The organism is Vibrio sp. SNU_ST1 (genome assembly GCF_030563405.1).
Lineage (GTDB): Bacteria > Pseudomonadota > Gammaproteobacteria > Enterobacterales > Vibrionaceae > Vibrio.
On the sequence record NZ_CP130748.1, the window covers coordinates 569282 to 588518 of the forward strand.

12 protein-coding genes, 2 tRNA genes, 3 rRNA genes and 1 other annotated feature (1 of these 18 only partly in view) are annotated in these 19237 nt (G+C 44.3%); of the genes, 11 read left to right on the forward strand and 6 right to left on the reverse strand.

Annotated features, from left to right (window positions below):
• Positions 1-43 (reverse strand) — a sequence feature (Phe leader region); it reaches 79 nt to the left of the window's first position.
• 110 nt (positions 44-153) lie between these two features.
• The 3 genes from hpf to Q5H80_RS02520 form a co-directional block, all read right to left on the reverse strand.
• Positions 154-489, reverse strand: coding sequence for a ribosome hibernation-promoting factor, HPF/YfiA family (gene hpf, locus Q5H80_RS02510; protein ID WP_004735034.1), 336 nt, complete (start codon positions 487-489; stop codon positions 154-156).
• A 424-nt stretch (positions 490-913) separates the two neighbouring features.
• Positions 914-2338 (reverse strand): transporter substrate-binding domain-containing protein, encoded by a 1425-nt coding sequence (locus tag Q5H80_RS02515; protein WP_369809705.1) that lies wholly within the window; start codon positions 2336-2338, stop codon positions 914-916.
• 157 nt (positions 2339-2495) lie between these two features.
• Entirely contained in the window at positions 2496-3224 is a 729-nt protein-coding gene (locus Q5H80_RS02520; RefSeq protein ID WP_009848466.1) for an outer membrane protein assembly factor BamD, read from the reverse strand.
• Positions 3225-3361: 137 nt separating this feature from the next.
• On the opposite strand from Q5H80_RS02520, the gene rluD reads away from it, so the two are divergent.
• The 10 genes from rluD (at position 3362) to Q5H80_RS02570 (ending at position 15496) form a co-directional block, all read left to right on the forward strand.
• Complete coding sequence (gene rluD, locus Q5H80_RS02525; RefSeq protein WP_009848467.1) at positions 3362-4336, forward strand: 23S rRNA pseudouridine(1911/1915/1917) synthase RluD; 975 nt, start codon at positions 3362-3364, stop codon at positions 4334-4336.
• 8 nt (positions 4337-4344) lie between these two features.
• Positions 4345-5079 (forward strand): peptidoglycan editing factor PgeF, encoded by a 735-nt coding sequence (gene pgeF / locus Q5H80_RS02530; protein ID WP_304569367.1) that lies wholly within the window; start codon positions 4345-4347, stop codon positions 5077-5079.
• Between the two features lie 142 nt (positions 5080-5221).
• Positions 5222-7795, forward strand: a complete 2574-nt coding sequence (gene clpB, locus Q5H80_RS02535) for an ATP-dependent chaperone ClpB (RefSeq protein ID WP_304568461.1) — start codon at positions 5222-5224, stop codon at positions 7793-7795.
• Between the two features lie 616 nt (positions 7796-8411).
• Positions 8412-9966 (forward strand): 16S ribosomal RNA (locus tag Q5H80_RS02540).
• Positions 9967-10044: 78 nt separating this feature from the next.
• Positions 10045-10120 (forward strand) — tRNA-Ala (locus tag Q5H80_RS02545).
• A 384-nt stretch (positions 10121-10504) separates the two neighbouring features.
• Positions 10505-13398 (forward strand): 23S ribosomal RNA (locus tag Q5H80_RS02550).
• Between the two features lie 183 nt (positions 13399-13581).
• Positions 13582-13697 (forward strand): 5S ribosomal RNA (gene rrf, locus Q5H80_RS02555).
• Together the 16S, 23S and 5S rRNA genes with 2 tRNA genes alongside form the textbook arrangement of a ribosomal RNA operon.
• Positions 13698-13740: 43 nt before the next feature.
• Positions 13741-13817 (forward strand) — tRNA-Asp (locus Q5H80_RS02560).
• A gap of 252 nt (positions 13818-14069) precedes the next feature.
• Positions 14070-14909 (forward strand): penicillin-insensitive murein endopeptidase, encoded by an 840-nt coding sequence (gene mepA / locus Q5H80_RS02565; protein WP_304568463.1) that lies wholly within the window; start codon positions 14070-14072, stop codon positions 14907-14909.
• 278 nt (positions 14910-15187) lie between these two features.
• The gene (locus tag Q5H80_RS02570; RefSeq protein WP_009848260.1) at positions 15188-15496 is read left to right on the forward strand and encodes a hypothetical protein; all 309 of its coding nucleotides are present in this window, start codon (positions 15188-15190) and stop codon (positions 15494-15496) included.
• Positions 15497-15538: 42 nt separating this feature from the next.
• Here the strand turns inward: Q5H80_RS02570 and Q5H80_RS02575 are convergent, their stop codons facing one another.
• The 3 genes from Q5H80_RS02575 to rdgC form a co-directional block, all read right to left on the reverse strand.
• Positions 15539-15793, reverse strand: coding sequence for a YfhL family 4Fe-4S dicluster ferredoxin (locus Q5H80_RS02575; protein WP_102285860.1), 255 nt, complete (start codon positions 15791-15793; stop codon positions 15539-15541).
• A 20-nt stretch (positions 15794-15813) separates the two neighbouring features.
• A complete protein-coding gene (gene yegQ, locus Q5H80_RS02580; RefSeq protein ID WP_304568466.1) occupies positions 15814-17232 on the reverse strand; it encodes a tRNA 5-hydroxyuridine modification protein YegQ in 1419 nt (472 codons plus the stop codon).
• A 205-nt stretch (positions 17233-17437) separates the two neighbouring features.
• A complete protein-coding gene (rdgC, locus tag Q5H80_RS02585) occupies positions 17438-18352 on the reverse strand; it encodes a recombination-associated protein RdgC (protein ID WP_304568467.1) in 915 nt (304 codons plus the stop codon).
• 193 nt (positions 18353-18545) lie between these two features.
• On the opposite strand from rdgC, the gene phoB reads away from it, so the two are divergent.
• Positions 18546-19235: a phosphate regulon transcriptional regulator PhoB gene (gene phoB, locus Q5H80_RS02590; protein ID WP_004735064.1), complete on the forward strand. Its 690-nt coding sequence runs from the start codon at positions 18546-18548 to the stop codon at positions 19233-19235.
• Positions 19236-19237: the final 2 nt, after the last annotated feature.

The window sequence follows — 19237 nt, forward strand, 5'->3', positions numbered from 1 at the left end:
CGGAAGAAAAAAGAAGTCAAAAATAAACAAAGAGTGAGAGTGCATAAAAAGTGATTGTTTTATGAATGTTTAAACACAATAAGCAAGCGAGCTACGAGCGTCAAGAAAAAAAATAGCGCCCTGAGGCGCTATTTTTTAATCTGTCATCTTTCCTTATTCTACTTCAGCTTCTAGCTCTTCGATTTCAGGCTTTTCAGCGCGGCGTGCTTCAGGTTTATGGCGTAGCTTGTTGAGTTGACGCTCTAGCTTTTGTTCTACTTCGTTGATAGCTACGTAGAGGTCGTCATGAATTGATGAAGCAACAAGTTGGCCTTTTGGCACCGTTAGAACGGCTTCAAATTTTTTCTTCTTGTTTGGTTCTTCGCTAAAGCTCGCTTGGCAGCCAATGATGTCTACTTGCCATTTATCCAGCTTCTTAAATTTGCTTTCTATGTGATCACGGATTGCAGAGGTAATGTCGATATTTTTACCAGTGATGTTCATTTTCATAGAAGTTTTCCTCTGTTGTATCCCTCATGGGTTAACTTCAGATTACGACTTTTAGGAATAAAGAATGTGATCTAGATCTTGTTTTGGTTGGGTGGGATAAGCATTAAAATCAAATGTGATCTCACGCAAATCTTGATGTCTTTTTGTCGAAAAATACTTGTTATCCCTATGAAAAACGATAAATTGGAGACAAGGCTTCGCTAAAAATTAAACCAGTTTTTAGGGGTGGACTACAGCCTATAGAAAGTGCTTGCTTGAAATTTACTCAATAGTGCTTTGTGATATAGGTATCATGATGTAGATCGTTACATAAGCTTCTTCAGAATTAGATAAACAAAAGCCGCATCAGTTTTCTTATGCGGCTTTTGTGTTTTTAACTTTGTCTAACACCTTTGTTCCTCAAGCTCTGATGTTGAGGGGTAAGTTAATCGTTAGTGTTCAGTAATCTCGCTGTACCGTCCTCTCGGATGGCATTGATTGCTTTCAATTGTTTGTAAATGACAAAATAACGATTGATGTTGGCGACATAGGTTACGGGTTCTTTACTCACGTACTTACGAGTGATGATTTCTACGTTTTTAAACCAGATATTTGGATTATAACCCTTCTTTTTAGCAATGTTCCGCATCTTTCTTATCTTAGCGGGGCCGGCATTATAAGAAGCTAAAGTGAAGTAGATTTGATTGTCAGGCGATATCGCTGGATCGTCAAAGTATCGATCTTTGATAAAACGCATATATTTCACACCAGCATGGATATTGTTATCCACCTTATGTATGTTTTTGATATTGACGTTTTTGTCTTTGGCGGTACTTGGCAACACCTGCATCACACCAATAGCTCCACGGTGAGAAACCCGGCTTTGATCAAGTCCAGACTCTTGGAAACCTTGTGCAGACATCATCAAAGGGTCGAATTCGTATTCATTAGAATATTTTTCAAAGACATCTGCCAGTTTTGCCACTCGGTCTACTTTATTTGGGTTGAGTGCTCGTCCTAACCAACGAGTGTTGTCGATGTATTTATTATAGATAACGTTCCCAAGTAGAGTTCCTGTTCGTGCGGTTTTTACGTATTTGTTGATCTCTTTCTTTAGCTGAGGGCTGTCTTTTCTCAGTGCCCAAGCAATTTGACCATTTTCACGCAGCGGCAACTCAGTATGTACCTGAATGTTTTCCATAACATCGAGCCAGAGCTTCGCTTTGTGGCTATCTAGAACTGTACCTTGTATATACCCCTGATTAACCAGTTCTATCAGCTCGTAGTCTTGTAATGATTCTTCGATAAAGTGGACATGCAGTGGTGGTAAACCTAGTGCGTTAAGCTCTTTGTTGACTCTTTGAACACTCTCGAAGTAACTCGAGCTAGCTCGGATCCAGACCTCTTGACCGCTCAATTGCTTGATTTCGGTGATAGGGGCAGAATTTTTTCCGGTGATAATCAGTTCTTTCCCATCTTTGATCATTGGATCGGAAAAATCGATGGTTCGTAATCGTTTGTCGGTGATCGTTAGGTTAGCGACAGCGACATCACCATAGCCAGATTCTAAAGAGGGAAGCAGATCATCTCGTTGCACGGGGATGATTTGAACGTTGAGGTAGGGGTGCTTCTTACGAAGGCTTTTTTCAAAGTGGTAGAGCATTTCTGCCACAATACCTTTTGGCTTGCCATCTTCTATGTAGTAAAAACCCAGATCAGCCGATACCAATACTCTCACTGTTCCTTTTGTTTTGAGTACATCTAAGTCTCCCATGTAAGGTTGATTGCTCAATGGGGACAGTTCTAATGCATAGGACAATTGGCTAAATAGCGATATCCAGATAAATAATAACAACCTACTCACATCCACACTCCATGTTGATGTTTTGTTAAAAGTTATCTATTGAAGATACTGCTTATACTGCCATTCATCAAGTTTACCAGACGAAGTTCAAAAAAAATCGCGCTAACAAATTAGCGCGATTTTGAAGTGATTGTTTTAGTTAACGACTAGTGTGATTCGCTGACTAAGGCAGTGGATTGAGCTCAATTAACTTTTCTGTTCGTAACACTGCATCTTCTAAGCCTAGCTGTTCGTAAGCTTCTAATTGAATGTCTAAAGACTTACGTGCAGCAATGGTGTCAGGGTAAGTCTTCTGCAACTCTTGTGTTCTGTTTATAGCTGCAATCCAAGCTTCACGACGAAGGTAGAAATCAGCTGTTGCTAAGTCATACTCCGCTAGGCGGTTTTTCAGTGCGAACATGCGTTTTTGTGCATCTTCAGCGTATGGGCTTGCAGGGAAACGTTCTAACAGTCGTTTGAAATCAGCAAATGCAAGTTTAACTGGCTCTGGATCTCGGTCGCTACGATCGATATTAAAAATATCATGCATGAAGTTTCGGTCTTGTGCCATGTGCGTTAAACCGCGCATGTAAAGAACCCAATCTTGCTTCTCATGAGTTGGGTTTAAACGTAGGAATCGCGAAATAGTCGCAAGGCCAAGTGCCAAGTCATCATTTTTGTAGTAAGCGTAAATCAGATCCAGTTGTACTTGTTCAGAATAGGCGCCGAATGGGTAACGTGAGTCTAAGGCTTCTAGCTTTTCGATTGCAGAAAGCCAGCTACCACTCTGCAGTGATTCTTGGGCGTCAGAGTAAAGAACCGATGGCGGTACATCTGGTACTATTTCTTCACTACTTGAACAACCAACTAAGAGTGATACGGCTAATAGACCCGTTAAAGTAAGGTGTTTCATGTCAGGCGTCGATTCCTTGAATTAAATATTTCGTAAGCTTCCGTTACTTTCTAACCAGTAACAGATACAATGATGCAATTATTCTATTTTATCCATACTAATGGGTATTAGTCTCACGGTTTTTAAAAAAGTTCGATATGGCTCAGCAGATAACATTAACAGACACAGTAAAAAGCAGCCAGTTAGGTCAACGTTTAGACCAAGCTGTCGCTGAACTATTTACCGATTTTTCTCGCTCTCGTATTAAAGAGTGGCTTCTTGACGGCAAAATCCAAGTGGATGGCGAAGTTATCACTAAACCGCGCACCATAGTTTTGGGCGGTGAAGCGATCATCTTACAAGCAGAGCTTGCGGATGAAGAGCGCTGGGAAGCACAAGATATTCCGTTGGACATTGTCTATGAAGATGATGATTTATTGGTTATCAATAAACCTCGCGATCTGGTTGTACACCCAGGTGCAGGTACGCCGGATGGAACCATACTAAACGCATTGCTTTTCCATTACCCTCAGATTGCTGAAGTACCTCGTGCGGGTATTGTGCACCGTCTTGATAAAGACACAACTGGTCTTATGGTTGTGGCTAAAACGGTTCCAGCTCAAACTCGCCTTGTACGAGCTCTCGCTAAACGTCGTATTACTCGTGAATATGAAGCAATTGCAATTGGCAAAATGACAGCGGGTGGTGTGGTTGAGAAAGGCATTAGCCGTCATGCAACTAAGCGTACGTTAATGGACGTTAATGAACTGGGTAAGCCTGCGGTAACTCACTACCGTGTAGCTGAGCACTTCCGCGAACATACGCGTATTCGTCTGCGCCTAGAAACGGGTCGTACTCACCAAATCCGTGTTCACATGTCATACCTTCAGCATCCTCTGTTAGGTGATATTGCATACGGTGGTCGTGCACGTATTCCAAAAGGTGCATCTGAAGAGCTAACGACAATGATTCGTTCTTTTGATCGCCAAGCGCTACACGCGGTTATGCTGAAGTTTGTTCACCCGATTACTGGTGAAGAAGTAGAGTTCCACGCACCTGTGCCAAATGACATGGTTGTGATGGCTGAAGCGTTGCGTGTTGACGCTCGCGAAAACATAGAAGACGACATTTAATCGTGTCAATGATCATCCCTGACTGGAATGCACCAAAAAACGTGAAAGCATTTGCTTCAACTCGTTTTGATGGTTGTTCTACAGGTGCTTATCAAGGGTTAAACCTTGGTATGCACGTTGGGGATGAAGCTTTGCTTGTTGAAAGTAATCGAACCTGGCTAAAGGAACAATCTAAGATGCCCACGGCTCCGGTATGGCTAAATCAAACTCACTCAACGGATGTCGTTACAGTTTTAGAACCTGTGGCGAATGTGCTTGATGCGGATGGTGCATTTACCACTGCAAAGGGTGTTGTGTGTTCTGCGATGACAGCCGATTGCTTACCGGTCATCCTTACTGATACCAAAGGCACTCAAGTTGCTGCCGTTCATGCGGGTTGGCGTGGTCTTGCTGGTGGCATTCTTGAAAATGCCGTCGCAAAGTTTTCAAACCTAGATTCAGATAATCAGATCATTGCTTGGCTTGGTCCTGCAATTGGTAAAGATGCATTTGAGGTTGGCAACGATGTGTTGGATGCTTTTGTTCGTTTTGACCCTCAAGCGAAATTAGCATTTAAAGCCAAACCTGAAGTTGGCAAGTGGTTAGCAAACATGTCTCAACTTGCGACTCAACGACTAATGAACGTTGACGTGACTTCGGTGACAGATTCGAATCTATGTACATACGCAGATTCCGATGCTTTCTATTCTTATCGTCGTGATGGTATTACTGGACGTCAGGCGACATTTATTTGGTTAGAGTAATCTCTGACTAGCACAACCACTCATCCAGTTCATTTATATTTTCATATCAGCTCTATTCTTCATCCTTATCCCTTGAAAATCTGCGTTACCGTATCCATCTTCTAACCATAAGATAAACATATCTAAGAGTAGGAAGGTTGGCATGCGTCTCGATCGATTCACTAGTAAATTCCAAATTGCGATATCTGATGCTCAGTCGCTCGCATTAGGTCGTGATCACCAATATATAGAACCTGTACACCTAATGGTGTCTTTGCTTAATCAAGATGGCAGTGCGATTCGTCCATTGCTCACTATGCTGAATATTGACGTTGTTCAATTGCGTTCTAAATTGAGCGAAATATTAGACCGAGTGCCGAAAGTAAGCGGTATCGGTGGTGATGTTCAGCTCTCAAATGCAATGGGAACGCTATTCAACCTATGTGACAAGGTCGCACAAAAACGTCAAGACAGTTACATATCTTCAGAAGTATTCCTACTTGCTGCCATTGAAGACAAAGGTCCTTTAGGGGATTTACTTAAAGAGCTAGGCCTGACTGAGCAAAAACTATCTCAAGCTATCGAGCAAGTCCGCGGTGGTCAAAAAGTTGATGATCCGAATGCGGAAGATAGACGCCAAGCTTTAGAGAAGTTCACCATTGATCTGACCGAACGAGCAGAGCAAGGCAAACTAGATCCTGTGATTGGTCGTGATGATGAAATTCGTCGCACGATTCAAGTCCTTCAACGTCGAACTAAGAATAACCCTGTCATTATCGGCCAACCCGGTGTGGGTAAAACCGCGATTGTCGAAGGTTTGGCTCAGCGTATTATCAATAATGAAGTGCCTGAAGGCTTAAGAGGCCGACGAGTGCTTTCATTGGACATGGGCTCATTAGTAGCGGGTGCTAAATATCGTGGTGAATTCGAAGAGCGTCTAAAATCAGTGCTTAATGAATTATCGAAAGAAGAAGGTAATGTCATTCTCTTTATCGATGAAATTCATACTATGGTCGGCGCAGGTAAAGGCGAAGGCTCTATGGATGCGGGGAACATGCTGAAACCGGCATTAGCTCGTGGTGAACTGCATTGTGTCGGCGCAACAACGCTCGATGAGTATCGCCAATATATAGAGAAAGACCCTGCCTTAGAGCGTCGATTCCAAAAAGTGATCGTAGATGAACCAAGCGTTGAAGACACGGTAGCGATTCTTCGTGGTTTGAAAGAGCGCTATGAACTTCACCATCATGTAGAAATTACCGATCCTGCTATCGTAGCGGCGGCAACGCTATCTCACCGATACGTTTCAGATCGTCAGTTACCAGATAAGGCGATTGATCTCATTGATGAAGCGGCTTCGAGTATTCGAATGCAGATAGATTCAAAACCCGAGTCATTGGATAAGTTAGAGCGAAAAATTATTCAGTTGAAGATAGAACAGCAAGCTCTGACGAATGAAAATGATGAGGCCAGTGAAAAACGCCTGCGCACGCTACAAAGCGAACTTTCTGAGAAAGAACGCGATTTCGCAGAGCTAGAAGAAGTTTGGAACGCTGAAAAAGCGGCGCTATCTGGTACGCAACATATTAAATCAGAGCTAGAACAAGCTCGAATGGATATGGATTTTGCACGACGTGCTGGTGACCTTAACCGTATGTCTGAATTGCAATATGGTCGAATCCCAGAATTGGAGAAGCAGTTAGATCTCGCGACTCAAGCTGAAATGCAAGAAATGACCTTATTACGTAATAAGGTGACTGACGCTGAGATCGCCGATGTCCTTTCAAAGCAAACCGGTATTCCTGTTTCTAAAATGCTAGAAGCAGAAAAGGAGAAGCTTCTGAAAATGGAAGGTGTTCTGCATAAGCGGGTTATCGGTCAAGCGGAAGCGGTCGAAGTGGTATCGAACGCGATTCGTCGTAGCCGTGCTGGTTTGTCTGATCCGAATAAGCCGATTGGTTCGTTCTTGTTCTTAGGGCCAACAGGTGTCGGTAAAACCGAACTGTGTAAAACATTAGCGAATTTTATGTTTGATAGTGAAGATGCGATGGTGCGTATCGATATGTCTGAGTTTATGGAAAAACATTCTGTAGCTCGTTTAGTTGGTGCTCCTCCAGGTTATGTGGGATATGAAGAAGGTGGTTATTTAACTGAGGCTGTTCGTCGAAAACCTTATTCTGTGATTTTGCTTGATGAAGTAGAGAAAGCGCACCCTGATGTTTTCAATATTCTATTACAGGTTTTAGATGATGGACGATTAACTGACGGACAAGGTCGCACGGTTGATTTTAGAAATACCGTGGTAATCATGACGTCGAACCTAGGTTCAACTCGTATTCAAGAGAACTTTAATACATTGGATTACCAAGGGATTAAAAATGAGGTTATGGAAGTGGTGGGTAAACATTTCCGACCTGAGTTTTTGAATCGAGTTGATGAAAGCGTTGTGTTCCATCCATTAGGCCAAGAGCACATTGAGTCAATTGCCGCTATTCAGCTTGAGCATTTGAAAAAGCGAATGGAAGACAATGGTTATGAGCTTGAAGTATCGGATAAAGCACTGAGGTTGATTTCTCAAGTCGGTTTTGACCCTGTATATGGTGCGAGGCCTCTTAAAAGAGCAATTCAGCAGAGTGTTGAGAACCCATTAGCGAAAGCGATACTTGCGGGGAAAATCAATCCGGATAAGAAAGTGCAGCTGTTAGTGAATAACGACCGAATTATTGCTCACCAATAATCAAGGTAAGAACGATAGGTACGATTAGTCGAAATTAAGACGCAATCGTACCTATTTTGAACGCTTTGAGTGAATAGTGTCCGAACGATCGCCTGCTGCGGTCTTTTTTCGTTGTTGGCCTTGTGCAAAGGGGCATTCTCTCTATAATGCGCCTCCGTTGCCAGGGATAACTAAGCGGTTTGAACTAAGTAACGAGACGACATTAAGCATTTAAGATGCTTTGAAAAATTAGCTGGAAAAAGTGTTTGACACTGGAACCCAATTCGCTAGAATGGCCGTCCACTTCGAGAGGCTCCTTACTAAAAGGAATGCTCAACAAGTAAAGCTCTTTAACAATTTAAACCTATCAATCTGTGTGGGCACTCGTTGATGAATATCAAAACGTTTTATCTTTCCTTTTTATTAAGAGAAGTAAAACAGATTCCTCGGAATCAACTTTGGTTTCAATGAACTGAGTGACCAATACGAATAACTACTTTCTCTTGTAGAAAGAAAGTATTTGGCACAGTCAATTCATTATCTTTCTGTTCCTATTTATTTAAGAAGAGAGAGATAATAGCTTTAGGATTACTTTTTGTAGTTTTGAAGTCAGTATTCATTGAGCCGACAAAATCTTAAATTGAAGAGTTTGATCATGGCTCAGATTGAACGCTGGCGGCAGGCCTAACACATGCAAGTCGAGCGGAAACGACACTAACAATCCTTCGGGTGCGTTAATGGGCGTCGAGCGGCGGACGGGTGAGTAATGCCTAGGAAATTGCCTTGATGTGGGGGATAACCATTGGAAACGATGGCTAATACCGCATAATGCCTACGGGCCAAAGAGGGGGACCTTCGGGCCTCTCGCGTCAAGATATGCCTAGGTGGGATTAGCTAGTTGGTGAGGTAATGGCTCACCAAGGCGACGATCCCTAGCTGGTCTGAGAGGATGATCAGCCACACTGGAACTGAGACACGGTCCAGACTCCTACGGGAGGCAGCAGTGGGGAATATTGCACAATGGGCGAAAGCCTGATGCAGCCATGCCGCGTGTATGAAGAAGGCCTTCGGGTTGTAAAGTACTTTCAGTTGTGAGGAAGGGGGTGTTGTTAATAGCAACATCTCTTGACGTTAGCAACAGAAGAAGCACCGGCTAACTCCGTGCCAGCAGCCGCGGTAATACGGAGGGTGCGAGCGTTAATCGGAATTACTGGGCGTAAAGCGCATGCAGGTGGTTCATTAAGTCAGATGTGAAAGCCCGGGGCTCAACCTCGGAACTGCATTTGAAACTGGTGAACTAGAGTGCTGTAGAGGGGGGTAGAATTTCAGGTGTAGCGGTGAAATGCGTAGAGATCTGAAGGAATACCAGTGGCGAAGGCGGCCCCCTGGACAGACACTGACACTCAGATGCGAAAGCGTGGGGAGCAAACAGGATTAGATACCCTGGTAGTCCACGCCGTAAACGATGTCTACTTGGAGGTTGTGGCCTTGAGCCGTGGCTTTCGGAGCTAACGCGTTAAGTAGACCGCCTGGGGAGTACGGTCGCAAGATTAAAACTCAAATGAATTGACGGGGGCCCGCACAAGCGGTGGAGCATGTGGTTTAATTCGATGCAACGCGAAGAACCTTACCTACTCTTGACATCCAGAGAAGCCAGTGGAGACACAGGTGTGCCTTCGGGAGCTCTGAGACAGGTGCTGCATGGCTGTCGTCAGCTCGTGTTGTGAAATGTTGGGTTAAGTCCCGCAACGAGCGCAACCCTTATCCTTGTTTGCCAGCGAGTAATGTCGGGAACTCCAGGGAGACTGCCGGTGATAAACCGGAGGAAGGTGGGGACGACGTCAAGTCATCATGGCCCTTACGAGTAGGGCTACACACGTGCTACAATGGCGCATACAGAGGGCAGCAAGCTAGCGATAGTGAGCGAATCCCAAAAAGTGCGTCGTAGTCCGGATTGGAGTCTGCAACTCGACTCCATGAAGTCGGAATCGCTAGTAATCGTGAATCAGAATGTCACGGTGAATACGTTCCCGGGCCTTGTACACACCGCCCGTCACACCATGGGAGTGGGCTGCAAAAGAAGTGGGTAGTTTAACCTTTCGGGGAGGACGCTCACCACTTTGTGGTTCATGACTGGGGTGAAGTCGTAACAAGGTAGCCCTAGGGGAACCTGGGGCTGGATCACCTCCTTATACGAAGATACTTACGATGAGTGTCCACACAGATTGATTAGGTTTAGAAAGTTTAAGAGTAGAAATACTTTTCCAGATGGGGCTATAGCTCAGCTGGGAGAGCGCCTCGCTGGCAGCGAGGAGGTCTGCGGTTCGATCCCGCATAGCTCCACCATCTTTAAGTGTTTTTCTTTGAAAATATTTAAAAATGGTTCATTAGTTTGAATCAAGCTCTTTAACAATTTGGAAAGCTGACTGATTGATTACTTACGAGTAATTCAATCAAATTTAAAAGTTCTCAATGTTTATCTGCTCTTATTTAATAAGAACGGTATAAACACAACAAACACATTCAAGTGTCTTGTATTCGAATCAAACGTTAGTTTGATTCACAATTGAGTCCGGCAAACAGTCATCAAGAATTAACCCTTCTTGATGACAACCAAAAACCTTGGTTAGTTGCCATACTAGTTTGTTTTCACTCCTGTTTGTCTTCACTTTTTAAAAGTGAAAATAAAAAGGAAAGTGAAAGTAAAACAGAGACCCTTTCGGGTTGTATGGTTAAGTGACTAAGCGTACACGGTGGATGCCTTGGCAGTCAGAGGCGATGAAAGGCGTAATAACTTGCGATAAGCCCAGATTAGGTAGTAATAACCTTTTGAGTCTGGGATTCCTGAATGGGGAAACCCACGTGCACAAGCACGTATCCTGTTGTGAATACATAGCAACAGGAGGCAAACCGGGGGAACTGAAACATCTAAGTACCCCGAGGAAGAGAAATCAACCGAGATTCCGAAAGTAGCGGCGAGCGAAATTGGATTAGCCCTTAAGCTTTTAATGATGCAGGTGAAGAGTCTGGAAAGTCTCGCAATAAAGGGTGATAGCCCCGTAACCGACACATCATAATCAGTGAAAACGAGTAGGGCGGGACACGTGATATCCTGTCTGAATATGGGGGGACCATCCTCCAAGGCTAAATACTACTGACTGACCGATAGTGAACCAGTACCGTGAGGGAAAGGCGAAAAGAACCCCTGTGAGGGGAGTGAAATAGAACCTGAAACCGTGTACGTACAAGCAGTAGGAGCACCTTCGTGGTGTGACTGCGTACCTTTTGTATAATGGGTCAGCGACTTAATTTTAGTAGCAAGGTTAACCGTTTAGGGGAGCCGTAGGGAAACCGAGTCTTAACTGGGCGTACAGTTGCTAGGATTAGACCCGAAACCAGGTGATCTAGCCATGGGCAGGTTGAAGGTTGAGTAACATCAACTGGAGGACCGAACCGACTAATGTTGAAAAATTAGCGGATGACTTGTGGCTAGGGGTGAAAGGCCAATCAAACCTGGAGATAGCTGGTTCTCCCCGAAAGCTATTTAGGTAGCGCCTCGGACGAATACTACTGGGGGTAGAGCACTGTTAAGGCTAGGGGGTCATCCCGACTTACCAACCCTTTGCAAACTCCGAATACCAGTAAGTACTATCCGGGAGACACACGGCGGGTGCTAACGTCCGTCGTGGAGAGGGAAACAACCCAGACCGCCAGCTAAGGTCCCAAAGTATAGCTAAGTGGGAAACGATGTGGGAAGGCTCAGACAGCCAGGATGTTGGCTTAGAAGCAGCCATCATTTAAAGAAAGCGTAATAGCTCACTGGTCGAGTCGGCCTGCGCGGAAGATGTAACGGGGCTAAGCTATACACCGAAGCTGCGGCTACGTACCTTAGGGTATGTGGGGTAGGGGAGCGTTCTGTAAGCCGTTGAAGGTGTGCTGTAAGGCATGCTGGAGGTATCAGAAGTGCGAATGCTGACATGAGTAACGATAAAGGGAGTGAAAAACTCCCTCGCCGGAAGACCAAGGGTTCCTGTCCAACGTTAATCGGGGCAGGGTAAGTCGACTCCTAAGGCGAGGCCGAAAGGCGTAGTCGATGGGAAACGGGTTAATATTCCCGTACTTCTTACAATTGCGATGGGGGGACGGAGAAGGCTAGGTGGGCCTGGCGACGGTTGTCCAGGTTCAAGTACGTAGGCGGAAAGTTTAGGTAAATCCGGACTTTCATTAACGCTGAGATACGATGTCGAGCTACTACGGTAGTGAAGTCATTGATGCCATGCTTCCAGGAAAAGCCTCTAAGCTTCAGATTGTAAGGAATCGTACCCCAAACCGACACAGGTGGTCGGGTAGAGAATACCAAGGCGCTTGAGAGAACTCGGGTGAAGGAACTAGGCAAAATGGTACCGTAACTTCGGGAGAAGGTACGCTCTTATCAGTGAAGTCCCTTGCGGATGGAGCAGACGAGAGTCGCAGATACCAGGTGGCTGCAACTGTTTATTAAAAACACAGCACTGTGCAAAATCGTAAGATGACGTATACGGTGTGACGCCTGCCCGGTGCCGGAAGGTTAATTGATGGGGTTAGACTTCGGTCGAAGCTCTTGATCGAAGCCCCGGTAAACGGCGGCCGTAACTATAACGGTCCTAAGGTAGCGAAATTCCTTGTCGGGTAAGTTCCGACCTGCACGAATGGCGTAATGATGGCCACGCTGTCTCCACCCGAGACTCAGTGAAATTGAAATCGCTGTGAAGATGCAGTGTACCCGCGGCTAGACGGAAAGACCCCGTGAACCTTTACTACAGCTTGGCACTGAACATTGAACCTACATGTGTAGGATAGGTGGGAGACTATGAAACCGCGTCGCTAGATGTGGTGGAGTCGTCCTTGAAATACCACCCTTGTAGTTTTGATGTTCTAACGTTGGCCCCTGAATCGGGGTTACGGACAGTGCCTGGTGGGTAGTTTGACTGGGGCGGTCTCCTCCCAAAGAGTAACGGAGGAGCACGAAGGTGGGCTAAACACGGTTGGACATCGTGTGGTTAGTGCAATGGCATAAGCCCGCTTGACTGCGAGAATGACAATTCGAGCAGGTGCGAAAGCAGGTCATAGTGATCCGGTGGTTCTGAATGGAAGGGCCATCGCTCAACGGATAAAAGGTACTCCGGGGATAACAGGCTGATACCGCCCAAGAGTTCATATCGACGGCGGTGTTTGGCACCTCGATGTCGGCTCATCACATCCTGGGGCTGAAGTCGGTCCCAAGGGTATGGCTGTTCGCCATTTAAAGTGGTACGCGAGCTGGGTTTAGAACGTCGTGAGACAGTTCGGTCCCTATCTGCCGTGGGCGTTGGAAAATTGAAAGGGGCTGCTCCTAGTACGAGAGGACCGGAGTGGACGAACCTCTGGTGTTCGGGTTGTCATGCCAATGGCATTGCCCGGTAGCTAAGTTCGGAATCGATAACCGCTGAAAGCATCTAAGCGGGAAGCGAGCCTTGAGATGAGTTTTCCCTGGCGCTTTAAGCGTCCTAAAGGGTTGTCGTAGACTACGACGTTGATAGGCAGGGTGTGTAAGTGCTGCGAGGCATTGAGCTAACCTGTACTAATTGCCCGTGAGGCTTAACCATACAACACCCAAGGGGTTTTGTGGACTCAAAACTATTTGTCTCCGCTTTTCAAAAGCAGAAACAAAGTACAAACGCTTGAATGAGTTTGAAGAGATACTTTTATAGCTCTATTAAATAGAGAAGCAGTTTTCCAGATTATTTTGCCTTCAGTTTTTAAAAAACTGAAAGTAAAAGCAAAATTTGCTTGGCGACCATAGCATTGTGGACCCACCTGATTCCATGCCGAACTCAGAAGTGAAACACAATAGCGCCGATGGTAGTGTGGGGTTTCCCCATGTGAGAGTAGGACATCGCCAGGCTTTAAATTTGAACACTTGTCAGCGACGACAAGTATTCCACTGCGGAGTGGTAGTTCAGTTGGTTAGAATACCGGCCTGTCACGCCGGGGGTCGCGGGTTCGAGTCCCGTCCACTCCGCCACTTATTAGAAAGCCTAGTCTTATGACTAGGCTTTCGTCGTTTCAGGGGGGGGGGGGGGGGGAGTTTTTGCCTTCGACTACGACAATATCGCCATAGATTGAGAAGACTTGCTAGGAATAGTGAAGCTTTTTCACTTAAATATCTCAAGTCAGTAGATAACTCTCAAACTATCCCCAAAATATCACTCTCGACATACACCTATTCCCTAATGACGACTAGTATAAAAACAGTGATCGTTTATTTGGAATTGTTATGAGGTTATTTTGTACATTGGCTCTTATCTTTTGTTCGTTTGTTGTATCAGCAACTTCGTGGGAAAAAGAGAAAAGCCCAACAAGAAATTCAACCTCATCTATAGGTAGTTACGCTAATGGTTGTCTTGACGGGGCGCAGGCTTTGCCAATTAATGGGCAGGGTTATCAGGTGATCCGCCCTCAGAGAGAGCGCTATTATGGCCATACAGAGTCAATTCAGTTTATTGAACGGCTTGGTTTAACTACAAGCAAACAACTCAACACAAATCTATTAGTGGGTGATATTTCTCTGCCTCGTGGAGGGCGTTTTTCTTCGGGTCATTCAAGTCACCAGACTGGTTTGGATATTGATATATGGTTAAGGCTCACTGATAAAAAACTTTCAGAGAATGAACTTGCCGTACCTAAGCCAATGAGCGTTGTCGATCTTACTAATTACAAACTGCGTAAATCAAATTGGACCGATGACCATTTTCAAGTTATTCGCTATGCAGCCAAAGATCAAAAAGTGGTACGTATCTTCGTCCATCCTGTTATTAAGCAAACCCTTTGTGAACAAGAAAACTCTGATGCCAATGAGAGAGCTTGGTTAGGTAAAATCAGGCCTTGGTGGGGGCATCATTCCCACTTCCATGTTCGTTTAAAGTGTCCTGATGGCAGCTCAAACTGCATCGCTCAAGCAAGCCCTCCTAAAGGTGATGGTTGTGGAGATGAACTTGCAAGTTGGGCTCCAAAGACCATTCCCGTTCCTCCACCTAAAAAAGTCGTTAAAAGTAAGAAAAAAAAGAAAGTTAAAGTGATGCCGAGTCAGTGTTTGGCCTTGATATCCAATAAGTAATCGTATCTATCGAGGTTAATTACAGTGGTAACCCCACTGGTTTTCTCGACTCTAAAACTGGAGAAATATCACACTTTTGTCTAGAGTTTATAAACACGAGATTAAGAACATCGTTTGATATGAATAAAACCAATAACGATATCAGCAAGGGCGACGATGATGAATTTGACAAGGTTTGGTCAGGGATTGAGTGTTTTTTGGGGTGAAAGATGCGGCTTATACGCAGTATGCGAAATCAGAGTCTGATGCCCGTCGATAGATAATTCAAGGATAAGACTATGACTATGATTTGTGCAAAGGAGTTTTCAGAATGGTTAAGACATAGGTTCAACGCTGAAAGCTCGGGTATTTCTATTTCAAGAGCTGATATCAATCAGCTAACAGGCAGACAACGTTTAGATCCTAGCTTCGTAAATGATGTTCACTATGAATTAATGCAGTATGGAATGGCATTTGTGACTGATACCAGTAGAGAAAACTTCTATCTTGTTCCGATAGCTCAATCAATAAACTGGCGAGAACGACTCGAATATCAATTTGAGAAAGAGATGTTCTGTAACATATACCCCATTGAGAAATCGGGTTAAAAAAAAGGTTCAACTTGATGATTAAGTTGAACCTTTTATCTTTTAGGTCAAGCCTTGAATGATGACAAACTTTTCTAATAATTCGTCATCAGTTTCAATATGTTTTGGGTCAGTAATGATGCATTTGGTAATCGGACATACTGACTGACATGTTGGCTTCTCATAGTGACCTTTACACTCAGTACATAAATCAGGATCGATTTCGAAGATACTGTCACCCATAGTGATTGCACCATTTGGGCATTCAGGGTCACACATATCGCAGTTTATGCACTTGTCAGTTATTAGTAGAGCCATTTATCTTTCCCAAGTAACCGTTATTTACCTGATGCGTTACGTGTATCTTGGCCTTCGCTCAAGTTACGCATTAGCAAGCCATACTCTAGATCGAGATCTGCTGGCACAGGAATAAATACGAAATGACCGTTACCTTTTGCGTCTTCTACCGCTTCAGATTTACGGTTTTCCATCACTTCTAGTTTGAAAACAACGTTACCTTTTGGTGTCATCATTTCTAAGCTGTCGCCAACTAAGAATTTGTTTTTCACTTCTACTTCCGCTAAGTCACCACGGCGTTTACCTGTGAATTCACCAACAAATTGTTGAGTGTCAGAGATAGAGTAGCCGTACTCGTAGTTTTGGTACGTATCGTGAGTATGACGACGTAGGAAGCCTTCAGTGTAGCCTCGGTGAGCTAGGCTCTCTAGCGTACCCATTAGGCTCTCATCGAATGGTTTTCCAGCAACAGCATCATCGATAGCTTTACGGTAAACCTGTGCTGTACGTGCACAGTAGTAGAAAGATTTAGTACGGCCTTCAATCTTCAATGAATGAACACCCATCTTCGTTAGGCGCTCAACGTGTTGGATTGCGCGAAGATCTTTTGAGTTCATGATGTAAGTACCATGCTCATCTTCAAACGCTGCCATTTTTTCTTCAGGTTTGTGTGACTCAGAAAGTAAAACGACTTCATCAGTTGGTTTACCAAGGCCTAGTGTGTTGTCTGGGCGCTCGTCTTGAACTTCAATACCTTGAGTTTCGACTTCTTGAATAGCGACGCCGGTAGGGTTGGCTTCAACGATCTGACCGTTTTCGTCTTCTTTCGCAGCTTCTGTCTTGTATTCCCAACGACAAGCGTTAGTACAAGTACCTTGGTTTGGATCGCGTTTGTTCATGTAGCCAGAAAGTAGGCAACGACCAGAGTAAGCCATGCACAGCGCACCGTGAACAAAGATCTCTAGCTCTGTTTCTGGGCAATGTTCACGGATCTCTTCGATTTCTTCAAGAGATAGCTCACGAGATAGGATCACACGCTCAACGCCTTGGGTTGACCAGAACTTAACGGTTGCCCAGTTTACGGCGTTTGCTTGAACTGAAAGGTGAATAGGCATTTCAGGGAATGCTTCACGTACCATCATGATAAGACCTGGGTCTGACATGATAAGTGCGTCTGGGCCCATCTCAACAACTGGCTTAAGGTCGCGAATGAATGTTTTTAATTTAGAGTTGTGTGGCTGAATGTTACATACAACATATAACTTTTTGCCTTGAGCATGAGCTTCATCGATACCGATTTGTAGGTTTTCGTGATTGAACTCGTTGTTACGAACACGAAGGCTGTAACGTGGCTGGCCAGCGTAAACTGCATCTGCGCCGTAGGCGAATGCGTAACGCATGTTTTTAAGGCTTCCTGCCGGTGATAATAGTTCAGGTACAAATGGTTTTTGTGTAGTCATTGCTTCGTTCTCTAATCTGATCTCAAGTCAGGTTGATACCACCAGGTGATATCAAAGGGGCGCAAATTTTACGCTAAAATGAGCTTGGTTGATAGCCCTAAAGATAACAATGGTATTGAGAAGCGAGTGATAGGTATTGATAAGGGGGAATAGGAAAGAAAATAAGCTCAGATATCCTCGACACCTGAGCTTAAACTCTGGACAATTAAGCGTTAGGTTGAGTTAACCCGCCTAATGATTCGAATAGGTTTGGTAGGAAAACACTGAACTCACCACAAAGTAGAGAGAAGTCTGCATCAAAACGCGCAGCTTGATCTTCGCGAGGAATGTCGTCGTTCTCATCTTTTAATTCATCACTGAATTTCAGGCGCTTGATGCTGCCATCTTCTGCAAGAATGAACTCAATGCGATCTTGCCAGTTGATCAGAAGCTTGGTCACAACTTTGTTGGCTTCAATGTGGTTTTTAATCTCATCAGCTTCTAGTTCTTGTTTCTTAACTCGAACAATGCCGCCGTCTTCTTGAATAGATTTTAGCTCTGCTTCATCAAGCATAGTGATACCTTGAGGCGTATTACCTGATTTTACCCACTCTGTCAGAGTTGTTTCAATTGCTTGCTCTGGAATCGCAGGTACAACTGGCAGGCTACCCATAGTTTTACGTAGTAATGCCAACACATCTTCTGCTTTTTTGTAGCTGCTAGCATCAACAACAATAAAGCCTTCTTTCGGCATGATCAGTGCGTAAGTGAAGTTACTGCGGCTGAAAGCACGAGGAAGAAGATCGATGATGATGTCTTCTTTTAGGCTGTCTTTCTCTTTCTTTTTCAGAGGAGTACCAGACTCTGCCTCAAGCGTTTCTACTTTGGCATTCAATGAATCTTTGATTACAGAAGCAGGAAGCATTTTCTCTTCTTTCTTTGCACAGATGAGAATGCGGTTTTCTGATACGTGCGTCATCATATCGCCGTGTCTACCCATCGCATTTACCCAACCAAACTTCTGTTTGTCTTGGCTACCACAAGGGGTAAAACGGAACTCTTCAAGTTGTTTCTCTAGCTGATCTGCGTTGAAGTCTATATCACGATTAAAGCGATAGACGAGGCAATTCTTAAACCACATAAATATTTCTCATACCTTTATCTGAAGATGCTCATCATAGGAGATTTCGATCCATTTGTCTTATACCTGCAATAAAAATTAAAAGTGAAACGTTTGAGACAGTTATATGAAAATTTGTTTTCAAAGGTCACAAAAGTGTCATAATTAAACCAGATAATGCAATGCGTTGATTAAATACTAAGGCTATTCAATTATGTCGAGAAGGATTCTGGTCGTTGAAGATGAAGCACCTATTCGTGAGATGCTGTGTTTTGTACTTGAACAAAAAGGCTACCAAGCAGTAGAGGCTGAAGATTACGATACAGCGGTAAACAAGCTATGTGAACCTTTCCCAGATCTAGTATTACTAGATTGGATGCTACCTGGTGGTAGCGGGATAAACTTTATCAAGCATATGAAGCGTGAAGAGTTAACTCGCAACATCCCAGTGGTGATGCTGACGGCTCGTGGTGAAGAGGAAGATAAGGTTCGCGGTTTAGAAGTTGGTGCTGACGACTACATTACCAAACCATTTTCGCCAAAAGAGTTGGTCGCTCGTCTGAAAGCGGTTATTCGCCGTGTAACACCAACGGCATTGGAAGATGTGATAGATGTTCAAGGGCTTAAATTAGACCCTGTATCTCACCGCGTTACAGCAAGCGAAGGTCCAGTTGATATGGGACCAACCGAGTTCAAAATGCTGCATTTCTTTATGACTCACCAAGAGCGAGTATACAGCCGAGAGCAACTGCTAAATAACGTTTGGGGTACTAACGTTTACGTTGAAGACCGTACGGTTGATGTTCATATTCGACGTCTACGCAAAGCTCTCGAATCTGCTGGTCATGACAAATTAATTCAAACGGTTCGCGGCGCAGGCTACCGTTTTTCTACAAAGGCTTAATG

Excerpts from the sequence above, each read along its gene's own strand:
- hpf (WP_004735034.1), bottom strand. The coding sequence starts at position 489 with ATGAAAATGAACATCACTGGTAAAAATATCGACATTACCTCTGCAATC.
- Q5H80_RS02520 (WP_009848466.1), bottom strand. The coding sequence starts at position 3,224 with ATGAAACACCTTACTTTAACGGGTCTATTAGCCGTATCACTCTTAGTT.
- rluD (WP_009848467.1), top strand. The coding sequence starts at position 3,362 with ATGGCTCAGCAGATAACATTAACAGACACAGTAAAAAGCAGCCAGTTA.
- pgeF (WP_304569367.1), top strand. The coding sequence starts at position 4,345 with ATGATCATCCCTGACTGGAATGCACCAAAAAACGTGAAAGCATTTGCT.
- clpB (WP_304568461.1), top strand. The coding sequence starts at position 5,222 with ATGCGTCTCGATCGATTCACTAGTAAATTCCAAATTGCGATATCTGAT.
- mepA (WP_304568463.1), top strand. The coding sequence starts at position 14,070 with ATGAGGTTATTTTGTACATTGGCTCTTATCTTTTGTTCGTTTGTTGTA.
- Q5H80_RS02570 (WP_009848260.1), top strand. The coding sequence starts at position 15,188 with ATGACTATGATTTGTGCAAAGGAGTTTTCAGAATGGTTAAGACATAGG.
- Q5H80_RS02575 (WP_102285860.1), bottom strand. The coding sequence starts at position 15,793 with ATGGCTCTACTAATAACTGACAAGTGCATAAACTGCGATATGTGTGAC.
- yegQ (WP_304568466.1), bottom strand. The coding sequence starts at position 17,232 with ATGACTACACAAAAACCATTTGTACCTGAACTATTATCACCGGCAGGA.
- rdgC (WP_304568467.1), bottom strand. The coding sequence starts at position 18,352 with ATGTGGTTTAAGAATTGCCTCGTCTATCGCTTTAATCGTGATATAGAC.
- phoB (WP_004735064.1), top strand. The coding sequence starts at position 18,546 with ATGTCGAGAAGGATTCTGGTCGTTGAAGATGAAGCACCTATTCGTGAG.